This window comes from Nocardioides sp. CCNWLW239 (genome assembly GCF_037137035.1).
Classification (GTDB): domain Bacteria; phylum Actinomycetota; class Actinomycetes; order Propionibacteriales; family Nocardioidaceae; genus Nocardioides.
The window spans coordinates 93060-116289 of sequence record NZ_JBBBNW010000001.1 but is presented as its reverse complement, the minus strand read 5'-3'; the positions used below and the strand labels follow the sequence as shown (position 1 = coordinate 116289).

At 70.3% G+C, this 23230-nt stretch carries 24 protein-coding genes; 10 read left to right on the top strand and 14 right to left on the bottom strand.

Annotated elements, in window-relative coordinates:
• The first annotated feature begins 36 nt into the window (after positions 1-36).
• The 4 genes from WBG06_RS00585 to WBG06_RS00570 all read left to right on the top strand — a co-directional run bounded on the left by WBG06_RS00585 (position 37) and on the right by WBG06_RS00570 (position 4223).
• A complete protein-coding gene (locus WBG06_RS00585) occupies positions 37-1788 on the top strand; it encodes a sensor histidine kinase (protein ID WP_336734069.1) in 1752 nt (583 codons plus the stop codon).
• Between the two features lie 103 nt (positions 1789-1891).
• Positions 1892-2866, top strand: coding sequence for a universal stress protein (locus WBG06_RS00580; protein ID WP_336734067.1), 975 nt, complete (start codon positions 1892-1894; stop codon positions 2864-2866).
• 11 nt (positions 2867-2877) lie between these two features.
• Entirely contained in the window at positions 2878-3294 is a 417-nt protein-coding gene (locus tag WBG06_RS00575; protein ID WP_336734065.1) for a pyridoxamine 5'-phosphate oxidase family protein, read from the top strand.
• A gap of 32 nt (positions 3295-3326) precedes the next feature.
• A complete protein-coding gene (locus tag WBG06_RS00570) occupies positions 3327-4223 on the top strand; it encodes a universal stress protein (RefSeq protein WP_336734063.1) in 897 nt (298 codons plus the stop codon).
• On the opposite strand, the gene WBG06_RS00565 is transcribed toward WBG06_RS00570, so the two are convergent.
• From WBG06_RS00565 to WBG06_RS00530, 7 genes are all read right to left on the bottom strand, one after another.
• The gene (locus WBG06_RS00565) at positions 4172-5359 is read right to left on the bottom strand and encodes an NAD(P)/FAD-dependent oxidoreductase (RefSeq protein WP_336734061.1); all 1188 of its coding nucleotides are present in this window, start codon (positions 5357-5359) and stop codon (positions 4172-4174) included. The two genes, WBG06_RS00570 and WBG06_RS00565, sit on opposite strands and share 52 nt — an antisense overlap.
• Before the next feature lie 29 nt (positions 5360-5388).
• Entirely contained in the window at positions 5389-5583 is a 195-nt protein-coding gene (locus tag WBG06_RS00560; protein ID WP_336734059.1) for a ferredoxin, read from the bottom strand.
• Positions 5580-7001 (bottom strand): fatty acid desaturase, encoded by a 1422-nt coding sequence (locus WBG06_RS26490; RefSeq protein ID WP_442945396.1) that lies wholly within the window; start codon positions 6999-7001, stop codon positions 5580-5582. Before WBG06_RS26490 ends, WBG06_RS00560 begins: the two co-directional genes overlap by 4 nt.
• An 86-nt stretch (positions 7002-7087) precedes the next feature.
• The gene (locus WBG06_RS00545; protein WP_336734057.1) at positions 7088-8305 is read right to left on the bottom strand and encodes a helix-turn-helix domain-containing protein; all 1218 of its coding nucleotides are present in this window, start codon (positions 8303-8305) and stop codon (positions 7088-7090) included.
• A gap of 47 nt (positions 8306-8352) precedes the next feature.
• Complete coding sequence (locus WBG06_RS00540; protein ID WP_336734055.1) at positions 8353-8868, bottom strand: GNAT family N-acetyltransferase; 516 nt, start codon at positions 8866-8868, stop codon at positions 8353-8355.
• A gap of 74 nt (positions 8869-8942) precedes the next feature.
• Positions 8943-9335: a DUF5615 family PIN-like protein gene (locus WBG06_RS00535; protein ID WP_336734054.1), complete on the bottom strand. Its 393-nt coding sequence runs from the start codon at positions 9333-9335 to the stop codon at positions 8943-8945.
• Positions 9332-9580 (bottom strand): DUF433 domain-containing protein, encoded by a 249-nt coding sequence (locus WBG06_RS00530; RefSeq protein ID WP_336734052.1) that lies wholly within the window; start codon positions 9578-9580, stop codon positions 9332-9334. The genes WBG06_RS00535 and WBG06_RS00530 overlap by 4 nt, the downstream gene beginning before the upstream one ends.
• Positions 9581-9820: 240 nt before the next feature.
• On the opposite strand from WBG06_RS00530, the gene WBG06_RS00525 reads away from it, so the two are divergent.
• From WBG06_RS00525 to WBG06_RS00515, 3 genes are all read left to right on the top strand, one after another.
• Complete coding sequence (locus tag WBG06_RS00525) at positions 9821-11497, top strand: ABC-F family ATP-binding cassette domain-containing protein (protein ID WP_336734050.1); 1677 nt, start codon at positions 9821-9823, stop codon at positions 11495-11497.
• Between the two features lie 116 nt (positions 11498-11613).
• Positions 11614-13947, top strand: a complete 2334-nt coding sequence (locus WBG06_RS00520) for a molybdopterin cofactor-binding domain-containing protein (protein ID WP_336734048.1) — start codon at positions 11614-11616, stop codon at positions 13945-13947.
• A gap of 10 nt (positions 13948-13957) precedes the next feature.
• Positions 13958-14452 carry a (2Fe-2S)-binding protein gene (locus WBG06_RS00515; protein WP_336734046.1) on the top strand — a complete coding sequence of 165 codons (495 nt, stop codon included), beginning with the start codon at positions 13958-13960 and terminating at the stop codon, positions 14450-14452.
• Positions 14453-14466: 14 nt separating this feature from the next.
• On the opposite strand, the gene WBG06_RS00510 is transcribed toward WBG06_RS00515, so the two are convergent.
• The 4 genes from WBG06_RS00510 to WBG06_RS00495 are packed head-to-tail and all read right to left on the bottom strand — an operon-like array spanning position 14467 to position 17409.
• Complete coding sequence (locus tag WBG06_RS00510; protein ID WP_336734044.1) at positions 14467-15036, bottom strand: TetR/AcrR family transcriptional regulator; 570 nt, start codon at positions 15034-15036, stop codon at positions 14467-14469.
• A 29-nt stretch (positions 15037-15065) separates the two neighbouring features.
• Positions 15066-15536, bottom strand: coding sequence for a GNAT family N-acetyltransferase (locus tag WBG06_RS00505; RefSeq protein ID WP_336734042.1), 471 nt, complete (start codon positions 15534-15536; stop codon positions 15066-15068).
• The gene (locus tag WBG06_RS00500; protein WP_336734040.1) at positions 15533-15982 is read right to left on the bottom strand and encodes a hypothetical protein; all 450 of its coding nucleotides are present in this window, start codon (positions 15980-15982) and stop codon (positions 15533-15535) included. The genes WBG06_RS00505 and WBG06_RS00500 overlap by 4 nt, the downstream gene beginning before the upstream one ends.
• Complete coding sequence (locus WBG06_RS00495) at positions 15979-17409, bottom strand: MFS transporter (RefSeq protein WP_336734038.1); 1431 nt, start codon at positions 17407-17409, stop codon at positions 15979-15981. Before WBG06_RS00495 ends, WBG06_RS00500 begins: the two co-directional genes overlap by 4 nt.
• Positions 17410-17613: 204 nt before the next feature.
• Here WBG06_RS00495 and WBG06_RS00490 point away from each other — a divergent pair, with 204 nt between their 5' ends.
• The gene (locus WBG06_RS00490; RefSeq protein ID WP_336734036.1) at positions 17614-18321 is read left to right on the top strand and encodes a hypothetical protein; all 708 of its coding nucleotides are present in this window, start codon (positions 17614-17616) and stop codon (positions 18319-18321) included.
• Positions 18322-18410: 89 nt separating this feature from the next.
• Here WBG06_RS00490 and WBG06_RS00485 read toward each other — a convergent pair whose 3' ends face one another.
• Entirely contained in the window at positions 18411-19415 is a 1005-nt protein-coding gene (locus WBG06_RS00485; protein ID WP_336734034.1) for a 5'-3' exonuclease, read from the bottom strand.
• Between the two features lie 47 nt (positions 19416-19462).
• The gene (locus WBG06_RS00480) at positions 19463-20302 is read right to left on the bottom strand and encodes an AraC family transcriptional regulator (protein ID WP_336734032.1); all 840 of its coding nucleotides are present in this window, start codon (positions 20300-20302) and stop codon (positions 19463-19465) included.
• A 77-nt stretch (positions 20303-20379) separates the two neighbouring features.
• Here WBG06_RS00480 and WBG06_RS00475 point away from each other — a divergent pair, with 77 nt between their 5' ends.
• Positions 20380-21183, top strand: a complete 804-nt coding sequence (locus WBG06_RS00475; protein WP_336734030.1) for an alpha/beta fold hydrolase — start codon at positions 20380-20382, stop codon at positions 21181-21183.
• A 29-nt stretch (positions 21184-21212) separates the two neighbouring features.
• Here WBG06_RS00475 and zwf read toward each other — a convergent pair whose 3' ends face one another.
• Positions 21213-22655 carry a glucose-6-phosphate dehydrogenase gene (gene zwf, locus WBG06_RS00470; RefSeq protein WP_336734028.1) on the bottom strand — a complete coding sequence of 481 codons (1443 nt, stop codon included), beginning with the start codon at positions 22653-22655 and terminating at the stop codon, positions 21213-21215.
• A 220-nt stretch (positions 22656-22875) separates the two neighbouring features.
• On the opposite strand from zwf, the gene WBG06_RS00465 reads away from it, so the two are divergent.
• Entirely contained in the window at positions 22876-23163 is a 288-nt protein-coding gene (locus WBG06_RS00465; RefSeq protein WP_141791345.1) for a WXG100 family type VII secretion target, read from the top strand.
• Positions 23164-23230: the final 67 nt, after the last annotated feature.

The following is a 23230-nucleotide window of genomic DNA, read 5'->3' as shown; positions in this document are numbered from 1 at the left end:
GGGTGATGCACCACTCCTGCGACGGGGAGGGTCGACGTGGGACGTACGCCACCCCGACAGCGCCGTGCATCAGCTGACACGGCTGAGACAGCGCTGCGCAGCACGCCGCTCGACGAGCTGCTGACCGAAGTCCTCGACAGGGTCACCGACGCTCGTGACGAGCAGGTGCGGTGGCGGCTGCTTCTCGACGCCATCGTCACCATGGGAGCCGGCCTCTCGATCGACGACCTGCTCGACAGAATCGTCGAGGTCGCCCAAGCGCTGGCCGGGGCGAAGTATGCGGCGCTCGGGGTCTTGGCGAGCAGCGGTGAGCGGCGGCTGCGCCTGTTCATCACCCGGGGTCTCACCCCTGATCAGCAGCTTCGGATCGGAGACCTTCCCACCGGCCATGGTCTGCTAGGTCTGTTGATCGACCACCCTGAGCCGGTCCGCCTGCAGGACATCACCGAGCACCCGGTCTCCTACGGGTTTCCCGAGCATCATCCGCCGATGCGGTCCTTCCTCGGCGTGCCCGTGCGCATCGGAGAGAAGGTGTTCGGCAACCTCTATCTCACCGAGAAGGGCGACGGAGAGGACTTCACCGACCAGGACGAGAGCATCGTGGTCGCCCTGGCGGCGGCCGCGGGTGTTGCGATCGAGAACGCTCTGCTGGCCGAGGAGGCCGCCCGTCGTGGACGTTGGCTCGACGCACGCGCCGAGATCACCAGCGCCCTCATGGGCGACATCGACCGCACCTCGGCCCTCCAGCTCGTGGCCGACCGAGCCCGTGAGGTGGCCGGGGCCGACGTCGCTTGGATCGTCACCGGGCCGGCGGCCGACCGTCTGCGGGTGGAGGTGGTCTCCGGCGCTGACGTCGACATCGACGTGCTCAGGCGTGCCCCGCTGCGTGAGTCGGTCGCGGGCCAGGCGATCCGGGACGGCGTGCCGATGATCGTGGAGGATGTCGCGGGCGCGGCCGAGGGAGGAAGCGCGGCGGCGATCATCGACCTGAGCGACATCGGTCCGGGCGTCCTCGTGCCGCTGGGGCGCACGGACCCGTCGGAGGAGATGAACGCGGTCGGCGCGCTCGCGTTGGCATGGCGACGAGAGAACGCCGAGCAGGCGCAGGACGTCGACCTTGCCGTCGCCGACGCCTTCGCCGGGCAAGTGGCAGTCGCCATCCGGCTGGCGCAGAGCCGTGATGAGCGCCAGCGTCTGGCCGTCTATGACGACCGAGACCGGATCGGCCGCGACCTGCACGACATCGTGATCCAGCGCCTCTTCGTCATCGGCCTACGGCTCCAGGGCGGCCTCAACCTGGCCGACAACCCCAAGCTGCGCGGTCGCCTCGACCAAGCCGTGGAGGACATCGATGACACGATCCGCGACCTCCGCAGGGCGGTCTTCGAGCTCGGCACCCCCGAGCACAGCGGTGACATCCAGTCGCAGGTCACCGAGCTGGTCAACCGGGCCGCGACATCGCTCAAGTTCCGTCCGAGGCTCACCTTCGAGGGGCCCATCCGGCTCCGGACGCCTCCGGAGGTGGCCAAGGACCTCGTCGCAGTCCTCGCTGAGGCGCTGTCGAACACGGCGCGCCACGCGCGCGCCAGCGAGGTCGACGTGGCGCTGACGGTCGGCACCGATCTCGTTCTCCGGGTCAGCGACGACGGGGTGGGGATCTCCGACGCCGCGGTGGAGAGCGGGCTGGCCAACATGCGCCGCCGCGCCGAGGCACACGGTGGCCGATGCACGATCGAGCCGGCGGAGCCGAAGGGCACCGTGGTGAAGTGGTCGGTTCCGCTGAGCTGACCGCTCGGGTGCTCGCGACGCCGCGTCGGCGAGCGACCAAAGGCCTTCCGCTCGGGTCGGCGGTCCCTGTCGAGCCACGTCCTCGCGGACCGACGCTGGAGTCATGACTGAAGCAATCAAGGGGAGCAGGGACCTCATCCTGGTAGGAGTCGACGGCACGGAGGCCGGACTCGCTGCCGCCCGCTACGCCGCCGCGGAGGCGGCTCGGTCCGGTGTCGCGCTGCACCTGGTCTATGTGGTCGACCCGTACGCACCGCCGCTGCCGACCTGGCCGCCGGCGCCCACCGATCCCGACTCGAGGATGGGCAAGCTCGGGCGCGCGATCCTCGACGAGGCCGAGGAAGCCGTCGCGAGCAGCGGCGCGGTGGCGAGCACCTACCTGCTGCTGGGGAAGCCGTCGGCGGTGCTGGCTCAGGAGGCCGCCCGAGCACGTCTTCTCGTGCTCGGTGACCAGCCGCGCACGCGGTTCGACCGGATCATCACCTCATCGATCATCGGTCCGGTGGCGGCCCACTCGCCGGTGCCTGTGGTCGTCGTCCCGGCGGCGTGGCCACGCAACGGGTCGCCCCGCGAGATCGTCGTCGGCGTCCACGATGCGGCCACGTCCGTCGCCCTCGTGCGCCGCGGGCTGGAGGTGGCGGCCGCGCGCAGCGCCGGGCTACGCCTCGTGCACGCCTGGCATGCGTTCGGGACGTACGAGGACTACGTCGCTGTCGGGAGCGAGGAGCAGGCGTGGAAGGAGAGGGCCGAGAAGGAGCTGAACGCGGCCCTCGAGGCGGCTCGTGCTGAATGCGGCCCAGAGGTGGCGGCGGTCGCCGCCCGGATCGAGGTCGTGCACGCCCAGGCCGCTTATGCGCTCGCGCAGGCGTCCCGCCGGGCCGAGCTGCTGATCCTGGGCCGTTCCCGCCACTTCTTCGGGTTCGGGCACTTGGGCGGGACCGCCCGGGCGGTGCTTCGGGAGAGCAGCTGCCCGGTGGAGATCGACCCGTACGTGGCCCCGGCATTCGAGGGGGACACCGGGACCACGTACGGGCTCACGGCGGACGGCGAGCCGGCCGGTGCCGGACGACGGTCATGAGGGAGAAGACGATGTACCTCGCAGCACGATGGTTCCCCGGGCACCTCACCGAGATGGACCGGGCCGAATGTCTTGAGCTGCTGGACCGCACCGAGGTCGGCCGTGTCGCCTTGGGTGACCCGGACGGGCCGCTGGTCCTGCCGGTCAACCACGTCATGGTGGGTGACCGGATCGTGTTCCGCACCGCCCCACGCACCGCGATCGCCAACCACGTCGGCGCCGCGCCGGTGTCGTACCAGGTCGACGAGTTCGACGCCTACACCTCCTCGGGATGGAGCGTGCTGGCCCGCGGGACCGCGGAGTTCGTCGACGGTGTCTGGCTCAGGGCGCACGATCTCGAGCCGGAGCCGTGGGCCGACGGCCGGCGGACGCTGTTCGTCTGCATCACGCCGACCCAGATCACCGGCCGGCGCGTCGTACCGGCCTGAGCTGTCACCCGAGCAGAGACGAAGGAGCCGAGATGACCTACGCAGCGATCCCCGAGGGCGCCGTCCTGGTCGGCGTCGAGAACTGGCCGGAAGCGGCCGAGAGCGTGTCCTGGGCGGCCGAGCAGGCGTTCCGGGCCGGGCGCGACATGTGCCTGTTCCACGTGGTCTCCGCCGCCACCCTGGACACCCCGCCCGGGTTCCGGGCGGGTGCGCCCTCGGAGCCCGAGCAGGACTACGGGGCGACCGTGCTGGCCGGAGCCAGCAGCTACGCCGACCGCCGACTCGAGGAGCTCTCCAGGGCTCCGAGGTTCGCCGGGCACCGGCGTCCGGAGGTGAGCGTGGAGCTCGCTGCGGGGTCTGTGGGGCACGTTCTCGCCGCCGCCTCCCCCCACGCGTCGTTGCTGGTGCTCGGTTCGCGCGGGCGAGGCCCGATCCGCAGCCGGATCCTCGGTTCGGTCGGCAGGGCCACCGTCAAGGACGCGCGGTGCCCAGTGGTCGTGCTGCGGCCGGGTGGCGGGGGAGTGGGCCGCGGTGTGCTTGTCGGCATCGACGGGACCGGTGACTCGATCCCTGCCCTCGAGTTCGCCTTCGAGCAGGCCGACCAGCGCAACCTGCCGCTGACGGTGCTGTACTGCTACCGCGCCGGCGGTCCCGCCGGCTCCGACGACGACCGGGCTCTCGTCGCGGAGTGCGTCGCCGGGCTCCGGGAGCGCTACCCGGACCTGAACCCGCGCCTGCGGATCCACTCCGGAAGCCTCGCCCACGTGCTCGCCGAGCAGTCCCGGACCATGCACATGGTCGTGATCGGGGGACGTGGCGGAACGGCCGGCCATCTCCTGGATCACGCCCACTGCGTGGTCGGGGTGGTGCCGTCGGACTACTCGCGCGACTCGCGCGCCGACACCACGCCTCCGGTCGCGGCCCGCTGAGGCCCGACGCCCGGCGTCTGCGCCAGGCTGCGACGGAGCCGGGCGACGGGACCAGGGCTGTCGATGCCGACCGCGCCGACGGCGGTGCCGTGGCGCCGGTAGAGGACGAAACCGTCGCCGTGGTCCTCCTCGTCGGCTGCGGTGGTCTCGCCGACGACCTGGATCCGGTGGCCGTGCCAGGTCGACCAGGCGAACGGGACGGAGGCGAAGTCCTCGGTGGCGCCGGCGGCGTTGGCGCCGGCGATCCGGCCCTGCTCCCCGGCGGCGGTCCAGTGCTCGCTGCGTACGCCGTCGACGCAGGCGATGTCGCCCGCTGCCCAGACGCCCGGTGCGGAGGTGGCGAGCCGGCGATCGCAGCGTACGCCGCCGGAGCGTGGGTCCAGGGCCACGCCGCTGCCGCGGAGCCAGTCGGTCGCCGGGCGTGCGCCGATGCCGAGGACCACGGCGTCGGCGGCCACGGCTTCGCCGGTGCTCAGCTCGACCTTGTCGATGCCGCGGTCCGTCGAGCGGATGCCGGACACCGTTGTCGAGGTGAGCAGCCTGACACCGGCCTCGGCGTGCAGATGCATCAAGCGCGTGGCGGCGCGGGGCCCGACCGCACGGGCGAGGGGTCGGTCGCTCGCCTCGAGCAGCGTGACCTCGATGCCGCGGGCACGGGCGGCCGAGGCGATCTCGGAGCCGATGAACCCGGCGCCGACGATCACCACCTCGCGCGAGCGGGCCAGCGATTCACGTACGGCGAGGGCGTCGTCGTAGCGCCGGAGCACGTGCACCCCGCGGATCCCGGCGAGCTCCGGCACGGTCGTCGCCGTGCTGCCGGTGGCGATGACCAGTGCGTCGTAGCCGATCTCCCCGGCGCTCGTGGTCACGCTCCGGCCCTCGGTGTCGAGGCCTTCGGCCCTCACGCCGGGGAGGTGGCGTACCTCCAGGGTCTCGATCACCTCCTCGGAGCGGAGCCTCGGCACCGCGGGTGGCTCCTCGGCGGAGAGCACCGCCTTCGACAGCGGCGGACGGTCGTAGGGAGCGTGTGCTTCCTCGCCGAGGATCGTGATCGGCCCGGACCAGCCGGCAGCGCGAGCGCCCTCGGCGGCGCGGACGCCGGCCAGCCCGGCGCCGACGATCAGAAGTGATCGCATCTGTCTGCCTCCGTCTCGATGTGCCGCGCTCAGCCGAGGAGGCGGAGCGCGGAGACCGGGCAGGAGTCGACGGCGGCCTTGACGTAGGCGCGATCGGGGTCGGGCACCTCGTCGGCGAGGACCTCGACGAGGCCGTCGTCGCCGATCTGGAAGTACGTGTCGGCCTGGGCCTCGCACATGCCGATCCCCTCGCACACCGTCTTGTCGGCTTCGATAGCACTCATCGCGCGGTCTCCTGCAGATCGTGATCCTTCAGCGGGATGAAGTCGACCTTCTCGCGCACGCCGCAGTCCGGGCAGCACCAGTCGTCGGGGATGTCGCGCCAGGCGGTGCCGGCGGCGAAGCCCTCGAGCTCGTTGCCGACCGCGACCTCGTAGACGTAGCCGCAGCCCGGGCACCGGCCCGCGGCGACCTCGTCGTCGAAGCTCTGCCGGGTCACGTCCTCGAGCTCCTCGACCGCCGGGTCGGCCGGGGGCGGGTACGTGGCGAGCAGCTTGTCGAGCCGGCCAGGTCGTACGTTGGCGAGCCGCACGTCGCCGTCGAAGTGGGCCACCACACGCTTGTCCATCACCCGGCGCCACAGCGGCGGGACCAGGGCCAGGACGATCATCCCGGCGTAGCCCGTCGGCAGGGCCGGCGACTCCCGGTAGTCACGCAGGGTCTGGTAGCGCCGGGTCGGGTTGGCGTGGTGGTCGCTGTGCCGCTGCAGGTGGTAGAGCAGCACGTTGGTGGCGATGTTGTTGGAGTTCCACGAGTGCATCGGCAGCACCCGCTCGTAGCGCCCCGACGTGGTCTTCTGGCGCAGCATCCCGTAGTGCTCGAGGTAGTTGACGATCTCCAGCAGGGAGAAGCCGATGACGGCCTGGAGGACGAGGTAGGGCAGGATCCCGACGCCCAGCCACAGTGTCATCGCGGTCCACAGGACCGCGCTCATCAGCCAGGCGTTGAGGACGTCGTTGCCGAGGTGGAACGGGTGGGTGCCCTTGCGGCGGTAGCGCTTGGCCTCCAGGCCCCAGGCGCTCTTGAGCGACCCGAACACGGTGCGGAACCAGAACCCGTAGAGGGTCTCGCCCATCCGGGAGGAGGCCGGGTCCTCCGGGGTCGCGACCCGGACGTGGTGGCCACGGTTGTGCTCGATGTAGAAGTGGCCGTAGAAGCTCTGCGCGAGCGCGATCTTGGACAGCCAGCGCTCGTGGCTCTCCTTCTTGTGGCCGAGCTCGTGGGCGGTGTTGATGCCGATGCCGCCGATGAACCCGATGGTGAGGGCCAGGCCGATCTTGTGCGCCAACGGCCAGTCCTGGGTCGCGATCAGGTACATCGCGAAGGCGAACCCGGCGTACTGGATCGGGAGGAACGCGAAGGTGATGTAGCGGTAGTACCTGTCCGCCTCGAGCTCCTCGATGACGTCGTCGGGCGGGTTCGAGCGGTCCAGGCCCGCCATGAAGTCGATGGCCGGGACGAGGCCGAGGACGACGATCGGCCCGGTCCACAGGAACACGCCCCAGCCGGTCAGGGCGTAGCCACCGACCGCGATGAAGGCGAAGGACGGCACCACGAGGCCGAGGAGCCACAGATAGCGCTTTCGGTCCCGCCACCTCGTGGTGGAGCTCTGATCGACGGTGCCGCTGGCGTCGAGTGTCATCTGCTGCCTCCTGTGAGGTCGGTTACGTCTCCTGTCAGAATGGACGTACGCAGCAGGGAAGTCTCTGGCCGATCACGCCGAATCGATCACGAGAAACTGTGATTTTTCACAGTCGATGTGGTGAGGAAAGCGTCGTGGTAGTCGAGCGCGAGCAGCAGGTCGCCGGCGCGCTCGCGGACCGGGCGACCGAGGAGTCCCTCGGCCTGGGAGAGGCGGTAGCGGATGGTGTTCTTGTGGATGCCGAGGCGCTCGGCGATCCGGTCCGCGGTCTCGGCCGAGGTGAGCACCTCACGTACGGTCTCCCGCAGCCGGTCGTGGGTCGGGTCGGCCAGGCCACGCAGCGTCGACCGGGTGAACCGTTCGGCCGCGGCCGGGTCGTGCGCCACCAGCACGAGGGCGGCCACGTCGTCGTAGACCGTCACCGCCTCTCGGCGGCCGGGTGCCAGCGCGACCCGTTGGGCCGCCCGCGCGTCCCGGTGTGCCCCGACGAAGCCGTCGAGACCGCCACCACCGACGCCGATGGTCACCCTGACGGCGGTGGGATCGATGCCGGTCCCGTCGACGACGTCGGGCCGTTCGCTCAGGGCGAGCCAGGCCCACACCTCCCGTCCACCCGGGCGCACGAGGACCGACCGCGGATGGCCCAGGTCGCGGGTGACGGTGTGGATCGCGGGCTCGAGCTGCTCGATCGCGTCCGCCGTGAGTGCATGCGCGACGACGGCGACGTGCCCGGCCACGCTGATCGGGTGGCCGTCCAGCGCGGCGGACAGCTCGGCGGGCGCGACGTTCCCGTCGCCGATCGCCCGCGAGACCACCTCGTAGCGGCGCGCGTCGCCACGCTGCCGGATCCGGTCGGTCTCGGTCTGGTACAGCAGCACCGACTGTTCGACCGAGGACCCGAACCACGCGGTCGCCTTCGTCCAGAACCAGACCAGCAGGCCCGCGCGGTCGAGGTCGCTCGGAGCCTCCTCGACGACCTGCACCGCGAAGTCCCAGCTCGCCTGTTGGGCTCGCTGGTAGATCGTGAGAAGCAGCGGGAGACCGAGATGACGGCGCGCGATCTCGAGCGCCACGGTGCGCGCGGTCGGGACCAGCTCGAACGGCTGCTCCGAGAGAGCGAGGCGGTCGAGGAAGGCGTACCAGTGCTCTTCGACGGCCTCCAGGAGAAGGGGCCGGAGATCTGCCAGGTCGATGTCGCCCTCCGCCAGGATCGCGTCGGCGGTCGAGGCTGCCCAGCGGGCCACCTCCTCGGGCTGGCGTTGCTGGGCGGCGAACGAGGTCACCCAGGCATCGAGCTCGGTCATGCGCTCGCCCCCTCTCGACGTGCCGGCGGTGGCAGTTTACAAAGGCCTCAGATCTGCATCCGGAGAACCGCGCCGGGCCAGGGCTCGGCCTGCCCGGTGTCGACGGTGAAGTGGCGCTCCAGAGTGAAGCCGAACCGCTCGTAGACGCGGATGAGTGCCTGGTCGTCGCCGGCATAGCAGTCGAGCCTCATCTGCTCCACGCCTCGCTGCCGGGCGATCTCGATGGCGTCATCGACCAGGACGCTGCCGATGCCGGCCCCGCTCCGTTCGCGGTCGGTGACGAGCAGCTGAAGATAGAGCTCGGGGATCGGTGCAGGGTCGACGTACGGGAGCGGCTCCTCGGCCAGGACGCAGAGACCGACCACCTCGCCGCCCTCCTCGACGATGCGGGCGGTGCGCTCGGAGAGCATCGTCCGGATCTGATCGACGCGGGCATCGATGGTCGAGAACGGGTCCGCGCCCCACTGGCCGCTGCGACCCTGCGCGGTGAGCCAGGCGACTGCGGCGTCGAGGAGTTTCAGGGCCTCTGGGAGGTCGCTGACCGACCCGGTTCTGAGATGCATGGACCGAAAGGTGCCACGACGCCGATCCTCTGTCGAACACTTTCGTCCGACCGTTGGGCGAAGATCGAGCGCAACTACTCCGCGACGGGAGTGGCGATTCCTAGGGGCAGTCGCTGGACTCGAACTGGACGGTCGGGAGCGATGGAGAAGATGGCGTCGCCAACCGATCCAATCGCATCCTGGATCTGTGGAAGGTGTCGAACCAAAGCGCCGGAAAGCACATCTTTCTGAGGCAGGAATCCCCGGAGAATCACCACACTCGGGGCGGATGCCCTGGAGGATGCGAGGAACTTCGTCAGTTTCTTGTCCGCCGTCACCAACACGCGGTCGTTCTCGATGCAGTAATGGAAGATTTCGGGATCGCTGACCTGCTGAAGGTCGACGTCCTCGGTGTGGATGGCGTCCCAGTTGTCGGCGATTGCCTTGGTGATGGAGTAGGGCAGATTCTGGTCCAGAAGCAGTCTCACGCAGATTCCTGCAGTGGAAGGTAGAAGTCACGCTGCGCGAGCGCGGCAGCGTAGGCGAAGACCTGCTGGGCGTCCTCGGGCTCGAGGAACGGAAAGTCCTCGCGGATCTCCTCGAAGGTCATTCCCGTCGCGAAGAGCTCGAGGAGCTGGTCGACACCGAACCGGTAGCCGCGGATGCACGGCTGGCCACCGAGCTTGTCGGGCTCTATGGTCAGCCGGTCGAACCCCGGAACTGTCTGCGTCATGCGGTGAAGTCTACGCCTCTGCGCAGCCCGAGTAATTGCATCGCGCGCGGGGGCTCTACCCGCTATGGTCGTCGGCGATGGGAACTCTGAAGTAAACGATCGGGACGCTGCGTCGAGGTTTCTCCGCAGCGGGTCCTGAGCGACCGCGTCGTCTGCTCGGCGCGCTCGAGGTCCGTTTCCGATCCAGCATCTGCTGATGCGCGTCGCCGCGACGGTCGACCGTCGCGCAGAGGAGTCCTCGTGTTCCCGTCTGCTTCCACCACTGCCACCGTCCGCAGCCACCGCGTCTGTGAGCTGCGTGCGGCCACGGTCCGCTTCGCCGAGCGGGTCGTGCTCGATCGTGTCGACCTCGTCGTCGGCGCGACCGACCGCCTCGCCGTCATCGGCGACAACGGCGCTGGCAAGTCCACCCTGCTCGACCTCATCGCCGGATCCGCGACACCGGTCGCGGGGGAGAGGCGGGTCGCGCTCCCCGGCGGCATCGCACTTGCGTCGCAGGATCCACGGTTCCCGGCCGGCGCGACGGTGCGCGATGCCGTCGACCTCCTGCTCGCGGACCTGCGCGCACTCGAGTCGCACATCCAGCGGTGTTCGGAGCGCCTGGCGGTCGCCGGCGAACCGGATCAGCCGGCGCTGCTCGCGGAGCTCGGAGACCTGATCGACAGGTTCGAGGCCCGGGACGGCTATGGCACGGATCGGCGCGTCGATGCCGCGCTGGATCAGCTCGGACTGGGTGGCCTCGACCGGCATCGTCTCGTCGCGGGTCTGTCCGGAGGCGAGCGTGCGCGGCTCGCTCTCGCCGTCGCGCTGTCGTCCAACGCCGAGCTGCTGCTGCTCGACGAGCCGACCAACGACCTGGACGACTCTGCGCTGACCTGGGTCGAGGAGCGGTTGGCCGGGCACCGGGGAGCGCTGGTCGTCGTCACCCATGACCGTGCTTTCCTCGAGCGCTTCGCCGACGACATCGTGCAGGTGCGCGATGGTGGGCTGCGTCGCTACGGCAACGGCTATGCCGGGTTTTGTGCAGCGCGCGCGACTGAGCGACGCCACCAGGCCGAACGGCACGAGCGCTGGAAGGCCGAGCTGGCCCGCAACGAGGCCCTTGTCGAGGCGAACGCGTTCCGGCTCCAGGCCATCCCGCGCAAGCTCGAGCTCGACGGCTTCGGTCACGGCGCCTTCCGCGCGCGCAGCCGCGACCACGGGGCGAGGGGGCGGATCCGGATGGCGAAGGAGAGGGTTGCCCGGCTGCGGGCAGAACCTGTCTCACCGCCGCCGGAGCCGCTTCGGTTCTCCGCGGGGCTCCGGTCCGATGAGCCGCCGCCCGGGCACTACCTCGCCCTTCATGACGTACGCCGCGAGGCGGGCGCCAGGCTGTGGATGGCGGAATGGACGCTGAGCCCGGGGGACCGCTGGCTGGTGACCGGACCGAACGGTGCCGGCAAGACCACGCTCCTGCGGCTGCTGGCCGGCGAGATCGCTTCCGATGCGGGCGTCGTCGAACGGGGCCCGGGGGTCCGGGTCTCGTGGCTGAGACAGGAGGTGACAGCCCCGCCCGCGGGCTCGGTCATCGCCGTGTTCGCCCGCGCTGTCGGCATCCACCGCGACGACGCCGTCGAGCGTCTGCGCCGCTTCGGGCTGCTGCGCGAGGACGATCTGAGGCGCCCTGTGCGGGCACTCTCGGTCGGTCAGCGTCGCCGTCTCGACCTGGCGATCGCGCTGGCCGACGCTGGTGACGTACTGCTGCTGGACGAGCCGACCAATCATCTCGACCCCGAGCTCGTCGACCAGCTCGAGGACGCCCTCGACGATCATCCGGGCGCCGTCGTCACGGTCACGCACGATCGCCACTGGATCCGGCGTGCCGGTGCCGCGCGGCGGGTGAGGGTGCGGTACGGGCAGGCGGAGGTCGTCGCCTGAACCACCCTCCTTCGTGGGTGGTGGGCGGCTGTGACCGGTGCCACGATGGCGCCTCGGGGAGGGAGCAGAACCTCCGGACGCAGGCGTCCGGAGCCTCGATCTCGGAGGTGCTCCGCATGACAGAAATTCAGGAAGACATCGGCACGGAACCGTCCGCCGGACGGCACTCCGTGGGAAGGCGACGGTTTCTCGGCTACCTGATCGGCGGCACCACCGTCATCGCGGCCGCAGAGCTCGGACTGCTGAGCGGGCAGGCCGCGGCCAAGATACCGAGCGCACCGCAGGTCTTCGATGCCTACGATCTCAGCGACCTGCTCACCCACGCCGCGCAACCGACCTCGAACCTGATCACCGTGACGGTCAACGAGGACGGGACCGCGGGCTTCGCGCTGCCGCGCGCCGAGGTGGGCCAGGGCATCACCACGGCTGCGGCGATGATCATCGCCGAGGAGCTCGATCTTCCGCTCTCCAAGATCGACGTCACGCTCGCGCCGGCCCGGCCGGAGCTGGTCTGGAACCAGATCACGGGCGGGTCCAACACGATCCACGCGATGTACACCCCGATCCGGGTCGCCGCCGCGGTGGCGAAGAAGGCGTTGCTCGAGGCCGCGGCCGCGCAGCTCGACGGCGTGGTCGACGAGCTCGAGACCCGAGACGGCGTGATCACCGACGCGCTCGGCAACAGCCTCACCTACGGTGAGCTCGCCGCGCAGGCGGCCAGCCTGGACACGAAGGCGGTCGAGGTCGATCTCAAGGACGAGGCCACGTTCACCCTCCTCGGCAAGCCGACCAATCGGATCGACGCGCTCGACGCTGTCACCGGCAAGAAGGTCTACACGACCGACCTGGACGTGAAGGGCGCGCTGCCGACGATGATCTGCCGGGCGCCCACGCTCAACGGCAAGCCCACGAAGGTCCTCAACGCCGCTGAGGTCAAGGCGATGCCCGGCGTCACGCATGTGGCGATGGTCCCGACCGGGGTGGCGGTGCGGGCGCGGACCTTCGGACAGTGCATCGATGGCGTACGCGCCCTGCGGGTCGACTGGGAGGACGGCCCGGTCGCGGGCGAGTCGGACCAGGACATCCTCTCCGGGGTGAAGGCGGCCGAGCTGCCGATGCCCTCGCTGCCCAACACCCCGCTCGCCAAGACGATCGCCTACGACTTCACGTTCTGGTTCCGCAGCAACTCGCCGATGGACACCAACAGTGCCATCGCCGACGTACGCGACGACCGTGCCGAGATCTGGTCGGGGCTCAAGAACCCGATCGTCACCCAGCAGCAGATCGCGCTCGAGCTGGGTCTGACGCCGGACAAGGTGAAGGTCAACGTGATGCAGGCCGGAGGCTCCTTCGGTCGCCGGCTCTTCTTCGACGGAGCGATGGAGGCGGCCCAGGTCTCCCAGGCGATGGGCGTCCCGGTCAAACTGATGTGGCACCGGGCCGACGACGCCCGGGCGGGCCGGGCCCACCCGCTGGCCACTTCACGTGTGCGGGCCATGCACGCTGCCGGCGAGGTGCTCGCCTTCCAGCAGAGCCACACCGCTGTCGAGATGGACCTGCGTCACGGGTTCGGCGAGATCGTGACCGCGCTGGCCGCCGATCTGCCCGCCGGTCTGGGCAACCTGGGCTACGCCCAGACCATCTTCGCGCTGACCTCGGGCATCCCGTACGACTTCGGAGTGCTCACCCAGACGCTGAACGAGACCGACACCCGGTTCAACACGGGCGCGATGCGCAACGTGTACTCCCCGGACGTACGTACCGCCAACGAGCTCGTCGTCGACCAGCTCGCCAAGGCGATGGGGAAGGACCCGCTCGCGTTCCGGCTGGAGTTCTGCCGCAACGAGCGTGTCCGCGGCGTCCTGAAGAAGGCCCGCGAGGTCGCCCGGTGGGGCAGGCCGATGCCCGCCGGGACCGCGCAGGGCATCGCCGTGCACACCGAGTACAAGGGCGCGTCCGCCTGCGTCGTCGAGATCGACTGCCGGCCCGAGACGGTCGGGCGGCACGTACGTGACGGGGTCACCGGGCCGCGGGTCATGAAGGCCACGATGGTCACCGACGTCGGTCAGGTGATCAACCCGCGCGGCGTCGAGGCCCAGATGCAGGGGGCCATCAACGACGGCATCGCGATGACGCTGACCAGCAGCCTGCACCTGGTCGACGGGCACTTCGAGGAAGCCAGCTGGGACAACTACTTCTACACCCGGCAGTGGAACACGCCACCCGAGATCGAGGTCGTCATCATGGACTCGAACGAGCCCCCGGGCGGTGTCGGTGAGGCCGGTGTGGCTCCGACCGCGGCCGCGGTCGCCTGCGCCTATGCCCGGGCGGTGGGCAAGGTGCCGACCGAGTTCCCGATCAACCACCGTGACCCGCTCGCGTTCGAGCCGAAGCCACGTACGCCACCGATCCCGCCGTCGCCGACCGACGGCCTGCGCTGGACCTACTGAGGAGATCGAGATGCCTGAACAGACCTTCATCCTGAACGGCGAGCCGGTCACCGTCGACGTCGAGGACGACGTCCGCGTCCTCTGGGTGCTACGCGACATCCTCGGCGTCAAGGGACCGAAGTACGGCTGCGGGATCAACGTGTGCAAGGCCTGTACGTCGCACATCAACGGCAAGGCCTTCAACCCGTGCGCGGTGCCCGTCGGCAAGCTCGGCGCCCAGGACGAGATCACCACCATCGAGGGACTCCCCGGTGAGGTGCCGGAGTCGAAGCGTGGTGAGCACGGCCTGCACCCGATGCAGGAGTCGTGGCTCGAGAACGACGTCGCCCAGTGCGGCTACTGCCAGCCCGGCCAGATCATGGCCGCAGTAGCGCTGGTGAAGAAGGTGCGTGCCGAGGGTCGCACCATCACCGACGCCGACCTGGACGGCATCCGCAACATCTGCCGCTGCGGCACCTACACCCGGATCCGCGAGGCGATCCGCGACGGCGAGCAGCGGATGTGAGCTTCAGGCCGCCCTCACCCCGGGGGCGTGAGGGCGGCCTGGATGGTGCCGTCGATCAGGCCGGCAGCCTCGGCAGCGTCGATCTCGCCGCGGTAGACGGCTCCAGAAGCTGCGTGCAGGACGCTCTGGAGCAGAGTCAGCTGCCACGCGAGCGGCTGGTCGTCGCGGAAGCTGCCGTCGCTGCGCCCGCGCTGCATCAGCGGCTTCCAGCGGTCGACCAGCCCACGGTGGATCGCCTGGAACTGGTCCTGGGGCATGCTCTGCTCGGCGGCGACGATGAGTGCGCCGTACTGCTGCGTCAGCTGCCACGACGCCGCGAGCAGGCGGGTGAGAGCGGCACGGGGATCGCCGTCGAGGTCGATCGCGCCGAGCCGCTCGTCGGAGTGCTGGATCGCGCGCTCGACGACCTGGGTGACCAACGTCGAGCGGGACTCGAAGTGGCCGTAGAGGGTGACCCGGCCGACGCCCGCCGCCTTGGCGATCTCGGCGACGCTGACGTCGGGATCGCGGGCGAGACAGGCGGTCGCCGCGTCGATGATCGACTCGATGTTCTTACGCGCGTCGGCGCGCTTGAGGGTCGTCACGGCCGGAACCTTCCACGAGATGTCGAGCCTCAGGGTATCGGCTGCCGTGCCGCCGGCCACGCGCACATCACCTTGGCGCGGACCGTGGCGCCGAGGCGGCGGTAGAAGCGGATCGCGGCGTCGTTGTCGGGTTGTACGCCCCAGGTGATCGTGAGGCCGCCGGCGCGTTGCGCCAGCGCGGTCATCAACAGTCTGCCGACGCCGGCGTCACGATGGCCGGGGCGGACGTAGAGGTCGTCGAGCGCGACGATGTCGCTGCCCGACCACAGGTGCAGGCGGCGTACGGCCGAGACGTAGCCGACCGGCTCACGGTCGACCTCGGCGAGCAGCACGATGATGTCCGGGCGCTCGAGATAGCCGGACCACTGCGCGGCGGTCACCGTGACGGAGCCGGACTGGGCCTGATGGGCGGCGATCTCGCCGATGAGCGTGCGGACCGTCCCGGCGTCCTCCGGGATGGCTCGGCGTACGACGACCTCCGGGTGGGGGTGGGTGGTCATGCCGGTTCCTGGTCGGTCGCGGCGTGGGCGTGGTGGGCGTGGCTCCCGGAGTACTCGGCGGGTCGCGCGAGCATCGCGGCAAGCATGAAGAGCAGCATGAGTACGTGACCGAGCAGCATCAGGCCGTCCGCGTCGATGGCCCCGAGCCAGAGGAAGGGGAAGAGGACCACGAAGCCGGCGTACATCGCCGCCGACATCTCGATGATCGGGCTCGACCCGTGGCGGCGGAAGCGCATCCAGGCGGCCATCGGGATCACCATCGTGGTGGCCATGACGAGCGAGTCGACGTCGGCACGGTGCACCCACGCGCTCTCCGGTTGCGCGCCGACGGCGAGCTGCCAGAGCGGGTAGAGCACCACCATCCCGACGACCATCGCGATGACCATCTGGAGGTAGTGGAGCGCGAACGAGAGCGCGCGGGGTCTGAGGCGGTGGGTCGTCGTCATGACTGGGTCTCCTGGTGGGGTTCTCCGTGTGCCTCGGTGGATGCGGGTCGCCCGGGAATCAGGGCGCCGGCGACGACGGCGGCGAGCGCTGCGATGACGGCCGCGACGAGATAGGCCTTCTCGAAGCCGTCGGTGGTGCCATCGACGAGGCTGGCCGCGGCGACGCCGGACATGACCGCTGCGCCGAGAGAGGCGCCGAGCTCGTGGAAGGTGCTCAGGATGCCGGAGGCGACGCCGGCGAGCTGCGGCTCGACCTGGCTCAGCGCGGTCGCGGCGGCGACCACGAAGAGGACGCCGAGGCCGGCGGAGCCGACGCTGACCGCGATCACCGTGGACAGCGTGCTCATGCTGATCGCTGGCACGACGAGCCCGGCGGCCGCGATGAGCAGCCCGGCGATCCCGAGGGCGCGAGCACCGAGACGGCCGATGAACCTGCCGGCCAGCTGTGCGCCGACCATCGTCGCGGCGGCGACGGGAAGGAACAGCAGCCCGGTCGTGAGCGGCCCGTGTCCGGCGGAGCTCTGCAGGTAGAACGTCCCGAGGAAGAACACCGCCACCATCAGTCCGGTCGCGACGAACAGCACGAAGGTGCCGGACAGGACCGGGCGGCGCGTGACCAACCCCGGGTCGATGAGGGGATGGCGCGTACGCCGCAACCAGCCGGCCAGGACGGCGTACCCGATGATCCCGGCGACGACGAGCCCGACGGTGCGGCTCGAGGCCCAGCCGTCGTCGCCGGCCTCGATGAAGCCGAGGATCAGCAACCCGGTGGAGACGGTGACGATCAGTGCGCCGCCGAGGTCGAGACGTACGTCGCCGCCCCACGCCGGCAGCCGCGGGAGCAGCCGGGCGAGGAGGATCGCCACGACGATGCCGACGGGCACGTTGATCAGGAAGACCCACTCCCAGCCGGGTCCGGCGGTCAGGGCGCCACCGAGGAGTACCCCGATCGCTGCTCCTCCGGCGCCCAGCGCCGACCAGATCCCGAGCGCGTGGTTGCGCTCCTCACCGTCGAAGAGCCGGACCACGGTCGAGAGGGCGGCGGGGGAGAGCATCGCCGCACCGACGCCCTGCGCGACCCGTCCGCCGATCGCCAGCTCCGCGCTCGTGGCAAGGCCGGTGGCCAGCGAGGCCACGGTGAAGGTCGCGAGCCCGGCGAGCACGACGGGCTTCGGACCGTAGAGGTCGGCAGCCCGTCCGCCGAGCAGCATCAACCCGCCGAAGGCGAGGGTGTACGCACTCACCACCCAGGTCAGTGCATCGCGCCCCAGTCCGAGATCGGTGCCCATGTGCGGCAGCGCGATCGCCACCACGGTGACGTCGAGGATCAGCATGAACTGCGCCAGGCCCAGCAAGCCGAGCAGCCGCCATCGGCGCGGGTCCGCGGTCGGGTCGGCGGCTCTGTCGGCGTTGGTGTCTGAGGTCAAGGCGCGCCTCCTGAGGCACAAGTCGAACATTGATGTTCGAGATGCTAACTCGAACATTGATGTTCGACAACCGGGTTTCTCGGGCGGTCACCTCCTGCACGCATCCGGGTGTGCCGAATACTCGGTACCTCGCCTCGCGGTTTCCCCGCCACGCATGCGCAGGGAGGAACGTCGACCTCACTTCCAGTGCCCAGAGGAGACGCGATGACGCAGGACGCCAACGGGGATACAGGGTCGTCGACCGAGCTCCAGAAACCGGAACCGGTCGAGGAGAGCCCTGACGTGCAGAGCCCGCCACCGGTCGGCAAGTGGCCGTGGCAGATCTCGGCGGCCATCGCGGCTGTCGCCCTGATCGCCGTTCTCGTGGTGCTGGCGCTCGGCTGGGCCTACATCGTCCAGCACAACGAGACGGACGAACGGGCAGACTGGGAGCAGCTGCTCGGCATCATCGACCGGGTCCAGAACATCGCGCTGTTCGTGCTCGGCGCCCTTCTCGGCGTGTCGGTCACCGGCGCTGCGGCGAAGGGCGCCGCCACTGTTGCCGACCAGAACAAGAAGGAGGCCGAGAAGCAGCACGATGCGGCCAAGCAGAACATGCAGGCGGCGGAGAACAACATGAAGGTCGCCGAGGTCGCCGTACGTGACACTCGCGCTGCCACGGCGGAGCTCGCCTCGCAGATCGCCCAGGTGAAGGCGAGCTCGGGCCCGGGCCTCCTCGACCGGATCGGCGCGGACCTCCAGCTCCTCGACCTCTCCCAGACCAGCTCGGCCGACCCGCTGAGCGATCTGGGCCTGAACGGGGCCAACCGCTACGTGGTGCTGCCGGAGTCGACCCTTGACGCCATGGGTGGCGCCCCCGACACGCGCGATGCGGAGAGACTCGTCGCCGAGCTTCGGGACCGGTGGGCGTAGTCCGCCACCAGGCACAGTGTGCACCGATCCGATCGACGTCGCACTCCCGGTGGCGGAGAAGACGACCCCCAGTCTTGGAGCTCGACCGACTAGAACGCTGTCGAGGCGGGATTCGTGCTCAGCACGCGCTGAGCCACCGCAGTGGTCGCATCCACACCGAGGAAACCGACGACCCGGGTGACGCGGTCGATGTCGAGCGGGAGCAGGCCCGGGGTGCCGGGTACGTCCGGGGTGAGGCCGAGGTCGAGGTCGTCGCGGCAGGTCATCATCCGCAGGTTGAAGTCGTAGCGTTCCCGGGCCCCGGGTGCGGAGAGCGCACGGACGACGCGCGCGCCGATGCGACGTACGCCGGTGTCGGCGGCCCACGCGTCGAGGACCTCGGTCACCTTCTGGCCGTGGTTGTCGGCGACGTCGGACCAGACCCCGTCCATCGGGCCGACCTGGTCGAGGAGCGCGGCGGCGGTCTTCTCGCCGATACCGCTCACGCCGGGCAGGTTGTCGCTGGCATCGCCACGCAGGGCGGCGAACTCGAGGTAGCGAGCGGCCGGCACGCCGTACATCGCATAGAGCCGTGCGGGGTTGAGCAGAGGAGAGCCGTTGATGCCGCCGTTGATCAGCCGCAGAACCTTGGTGTGCTCGCTGATCAGCGCGAACGCGTCACGGTCGGAGGTGATGACGACGCAGTCCCACCCGTGGCGGCCCGCCCACGCAGCGGCGGAGGCGTTGACGTCGTCGGCCTCGAGACCAGGGGGAGTGAGGGTCGCGAGCCCGAGGGCGTCGAGCATCGCGCCGGCCCGGCCGAGCTGCTCGACGAGCATCGGGTCCTTCTCCGCACGACCGGCCTTGTAGTCGGGGTAGGCGTCTCGGCGGAGGGACGCAGTGCGGTCGTCGAGGCCGAACAGCACGGCGTCGGGGGCGAAGGCGTCGATCGAGTCGAGGATCTGTCGCAGCATGCCGTGCAGCGCCCAGGCGGGGCGGCCGGCACGGTCGATCATCCGCGTGTGCGCGCGGGCGTGGTGGTTGCGGTGCAGCAGCGACGGGGCGTCGACGACGAGCAGGAGGCGGCGGGGTCTCGGCGAGCTGTTCATCGACATCGCGCCCATCGTAAGGCGGCAGGTCCCGAGGTGTGCGAAGCCCGGCGCTACCTCGGGCGGTCTCGCGGCATGAGGGACGGCCAGGCGGCGTGGTCGATGCCCAGCCAGGGCGCGGCGGCGACACCGCGCGGCGTCGTCCCGACGAGCGAGCGAACGTCGCGATTGAGATGAGGCTGATCGGCGTAGCCCGCGGCGGCCGCGGCCGCAGCAGGCGGTATGCCGGTGGCGAGGAGCCGGGCGGCGCGGTCGAAGCGTACGAGCCGGGCAGCCTGCTTGGGCGAGAGACCGACCTGGGTCCGGAATCGGGACCAGAGCCGTTGGCGGGACCACCCCGTCTCCGCGGCCAGCGAGCGGATATCGGCCCCGCCGTGCCGCCGTGAGGTCTGCTGCCAGGCGTGCGCGACCTCGCGGTCGACCCTCCGGCCGGGGTCGAGGCGCCCGCCGAGAAAGTCGTAGGTCAGGGCGAACCGTTCCTCCCACGACCCGGCGCGTCGCAGGTCGGAGCCGAGACGTCTCGCCTGCGGTCCGAGGACATCCTCGAGGCCGGTGAAGGTGCCGGTGAGGCCTGCGGTGTCGAGGATCTCGGTGGCCAGAACAGGTGAGAGACGCACCTGGAGGCACTCGCCGGCTCCGGACCCGGTCAGGCTGACGTTGCCGGGCAGGAGCCCGATGGCGACGCTTCCCGGCGTATGCCTGCCCGCGTCGTCGCGCGCGGTCCAGCTCTGGTCGCCGAGGTCGAAGAGCAGGGTGACGGCCGGGTGGGCGACCATCGAGATGTCGACCGGACCGGAGCCGCGGTAGCGGAACCCTGCCATGTGGACGCCCGGGACGGGCGCCGCGCGGAGCGACCCTCGAGGGATGGTGACGTCCACCTGCGACCAGTCCACGACCCAAGGCTAGGCCGGTGGGCAAGGCCGACATTCGTCCAAGACGACGTGGCGGGTCGGGCGAGATCGTCGGGTGCATGACGACGTACGACACGACCACCGTCCACGGTGTCCACCTCGAATCGGACGGACCGAGGACCGCACCACCTCTGCTGCTCATCCACGGCTCCGGTGCCGCCGGGGCGACCTGGAAGCCGATGATCCCGGCGCTCGCCGAGAAGTTCCATGTGCTGACGCTCGACCTGCCGGGCTGTGGCAGGTCGGGCACGGCGGCGACCTACGCCGTCCCCGACCAGGCCGACCGGGTCGCCGCCGTGCTGGACGATCTCGGCCTCAGCCGGGACGTGGCGGTCGTCGGCCACTCCAGCGGCGGGTACGTCGCGACCGCCCTCGCCGAGCGGCACCCCGAGCTGGTCGGGCGGCTCGCGTTGATCAGCACCGGCCCGAGCATCGGTGCGCTGCTTCCCGAGCCCGCACTGGTGAGGCTGCTCACCGGGGGAGCCCTGGGCGCGTTGGTGTGGCCGCTGCGTACCGATGCCCTGCTTCGGAAGGGGATCGCCGCCACCGCCGCACGGCCGGTGACCATCGGCGACGACGTGGTCGCCGACCTGAGGCGGACGTCGTTCAGGACGTTCCGGGCGATCATGGAGGCGAACCGCGACTACCTCGTCGAGCTGAGCATCCCGCAGCGGCTGCTCCGGCTGGGGCGGTCGGCGCTCGTGATCTTCGGAGACGCCGACCCGCGGTGGGAGCCTTCCTCCGCGCGTGAGTACGACATCGTGCCGGGCGGACGCGTGGAGTATCTCGCCGGTGTCGGGCACATGGCGATGCTGGAGGCGCCGGACGAGACGGCTCGGCTGCTGCTCGACCTGCTCGGCTGAGTCCGCGGCAAGGAGGGGCTGGAACCGGCCTAGGAGGACCGGTTCCGGCCCAGCCGCCAGCCGCCGACCGGCAGCTCGAGCGCCGACTCCGGCCCCCACGATCCCTGCGGGTAGGGCTCCACGGCCGGTCGATGCTCGAGGACCGGCTGGCAGATCTCCCACAGCCGCTCCACCTCGCGCGCACTGGTGAACAGGGTCCGGTCGCCGTTCATGACGTCGAGGATCAGCCGCTCGTAGGCCTCCAGCGGCCCGGAGTCCGGCGAGTCCTCGGCGAGGTCGAGGCGGAAGACGCCCTCGGTCAGCGCCATTCCCGGACCGGGGCGCTTGGCGCGTACCTCGATCTCGATCCGCGCCTCGTCGCTGAGCTCGATCACCAGCTCGTTGGGCTCCGCCGGACCGGGATCGGCCGGCTGCAGCCACTGGTGGCGCGGGTCGGTGAACCGGATCGTGATCGTCCGGCGTCCGGCGGCGAGCGCCTTGCCGGTGCGCAGGTAGAACGGCACCCCGCGCCAGCGGTCGTTGTCGATCCACGCCTCGATGGCGACGTAGGTCTCCACGTCGGAGTCGGCGGCCACGTCCGGCTCCTCGCGGTAGCCGTCGTACTGCCCGAAGACCACGCGCTCCGGGTCCAGCGGCCGCACCGCCGCGAAGGCGGCGGCCTTGGCTGCCCGGATCGCACCCTCCCGGAAGGCGTGCGGATCCTCCATCGCGACGAACCCGAGCAGCTGGCACAGGTGGGTGGTGACCATGTCGCGCAGGCAGCCGGTGCCCTCATAGAAGCTGCCGCGGCCGGTGACGGTGAGCTTCTCGGGTACGTCGATCTGTACCGACTCGATGCTGTGCCGGTTCCACGCGGGCTCGAAGAGGCCGTTGGCGAACCGCAGCGCCAGCAGGTTCTGCACCGCCTCCTTCCCGATGAAGTGGTCGATCCGGAAGATCTGCTCCTCGTCGAACGCCTCACTGAGCACGGCGTCGAGCTCGCGCGCGGAAGCCAGATCGGTGCCGAACGGCTTCTCCGCGACCAGCCGGCTACGGACGTTGAGCCCCTCACGGGCGAGCATCCCCACCATCGGCTCCACCGCCTGCGGCGGCACGGAGAGATAGAGAAGACGCTGTACGTCGCCCACGGTCTGCCCGCTGTTCAGGGCGAGCCGGTCCTCGGCCTCGTGCACCGCCTCGGCCAGCGCGGTGCCGTCCTCGGCGGAGGAGGCGACGAAGCGGATCCGCTCCAGCAGCGGCCCGGCCACCGACTCGTCGACGTCGTGGACGAACTCCTTCAGCGCCTGGCGCACCTGATCGCGGAACTCCTCGTCGGTGCCGGGCGAGCGCCGTCCGCTGCCGATGATCGCGAGCTGCTCGGGAAGCCGTCTGGCCAGGGCGAGCCGATACAGCCCCGGGAACAGCTTGCGCGCGGCCAGGTCACCGGTTGCGCCGAAGAGGACGAGAACGTGCGGGGCTGGTTTGGAGGACACGGGCCCAGTCTCATCTACTCGCGGCCGGGGTGCCAGACAGCGAAGGATCAGCCCGCTGACCTTGTCGATGCGCGCCGCGCCGGTCTGCCACGATGAGCGCACCCGAAGTCGCCCGACATTTTACCTTTGAAGATGTTTAGAGCTCGATTTCGTGGGTAGGACCACTCTGACGGCGTCGACCGGACGTCGTGCAACGAAATCCGCGGGAAGGCAATGATCGATGAGTGACTTCGGAGCAACGTACGACGAGATGACCGGCACCGCCGACAAGCTCGACCAGGGCAAGGACACGATCGAGTCCGCGCTGGACGAGTGCCAGGGCTACGTCGACGAGCTCGTCCAGGACGGCTTCAAGACGGAGAAGGCCTCGGGCAAGTTCCAGGACGGCTACTCGGAGATGACCACGGGTCTGAAGGACGCCATCGCTGGTGTCGAGGACATGGCGCAGGCGCTGCGTGACATGGCCACCGCCATCCAGGACCTCGACAGCCAGCTCGCGGGCGGCTGAGACCGGAATCTCCGGCTGGTGGGGACGAAACCGTCCCCACCAGCCTCCCTTGACCATGGCGAGGCTG

What these genes read in the sequence shown, in the direction of transcription:
- WBG06_RS00580 (WP_336734067.1), top strand. Translation starts at nt 1,892, where the DNA reads ATGACTGAAGCAATCAAGGGGAGCAGGGACCTCATCCTGGTAGGAGTC.
- WBG06_RS00575 (WP_336734065.1), top strand. Translation starts at nt 2,878, where the DNA reads ATGTACCTCGCAGCACGATGGTTCCCCGGGCACCTCACCGAGATGGAC.
- WBG06_RS00570 (WP_336734063.1), top strand. Translation starts at nt 3,327, where the DNA reads ATGACCTACGCAGCGATCCCCGAGGGCGCCGTCCTGGTCGGCGTCGAG.
- WBG06_RS00565 (WP_336734061.1), bottom strand. Translation starts at nt 5,359, where the DNA reads ATGCGATCACTTCTGATCGTCGGCGCCGGGCTGGCCGGCGTCCGCGCC.
- WBG06_RS00560 (WP_336734059.1), bottom strand. Translation starts at nt 5,583, where the DNA reads ATGAGTGCTATCGAAGCCGACAAGACGGTGTGCGAGGGGATCGGCATG.
- WBG06_RS26490 (WP_442945396.1), bottom strand. Translation starts at nt 7,001, where the DNA reads ATGACACTCGACGCCAGCGGCACCGTCGATCAGAGCTCCACCACGAGG.
- WBG06_RS00545 (WP_336734057.1), bottom strand. Translation starts at nt 8,305, where the DNA reads ATGACCGAGCTCGATGCCTGGGTGACCTCGTTCGCCGCCCAGCAACGC.
- WBG06_RS00540 (WP_336734055.1), bottom strand. Translation starts at nt 8,868, where the DNA reads ATGCATCTCAGAACCGGGTCGGTCAGCGACCTCCCAGAGGCCCTGAAA.
- WBG06_RS00530 (WP_336734052.1), bottom strand. Translation starts at nt 9,580, where the DNA reads ATGACGCAGACAGTTCCGGGGTTCGACCGGCTGACCATAGAGCCCGAC.
- WBG06_RS00520 (WP_336734048.1), top strand. Translation starts at nt 11,614, where the DNA reads ATGACAGAAATTCAGGAAGACATCGGCACGGAACCGTCCGCCGGACGG.
- WBG06_RS00515 (WP_336734046.1), top strand. Translation starts at nt 13,958, where the DNA reads ATGCCTGAACAGACCTTCATCCTGAACGGCGAGCCGGTCACCGTCGAC.
- WBG06_RS00505 (WP_336734042.1), bottom strand. Translation starts at nt 15,536, where the DNA reads ATGACCACCCACCCCCACCCGGAGGTCGTCGTACGCCGAGCCATCCCG.
- WBG06_RS00500 (WP_336734040.1), bottom strand. Translation starts at nt 15,982, where the DNA reads ATGACGACGACCCACCGCCTCAGACCCCGCGCGCTCTCGTTCGCGCTC.
- WBG06_RS00490 (WP_336734036.1), top strand. Translation starts at nt 17,614, where the DNA reads ATGACGCAGGACGCCAACGGGGATACAGGGTCGTCGACCGAGCTCCAG.
- WBG06_RS00485 (WP_336734034.1), bottom strand. Translation starts at nt 19,415, where the DNA reads ATGTCGATGAACAGCTCGCCGAGACCCCGCCGCCTCCTGCTCGTCGTC.
- WBG06_RS00475 (WP_336734030.1), top strand. Translation starts at nt 20,380, where the DNA reads ATGACGACGTACGACACGACCACCGTCCACGGTGTCCACCTCGAATCG.
- WBG06_RS00465 (WP_141791345.1), top strand. Translation starts at nt 22,876, where the DNA reads ATGAGTGACTTCGGAGCAACGTACGACGAGATGACCGGCACCGCCGAC.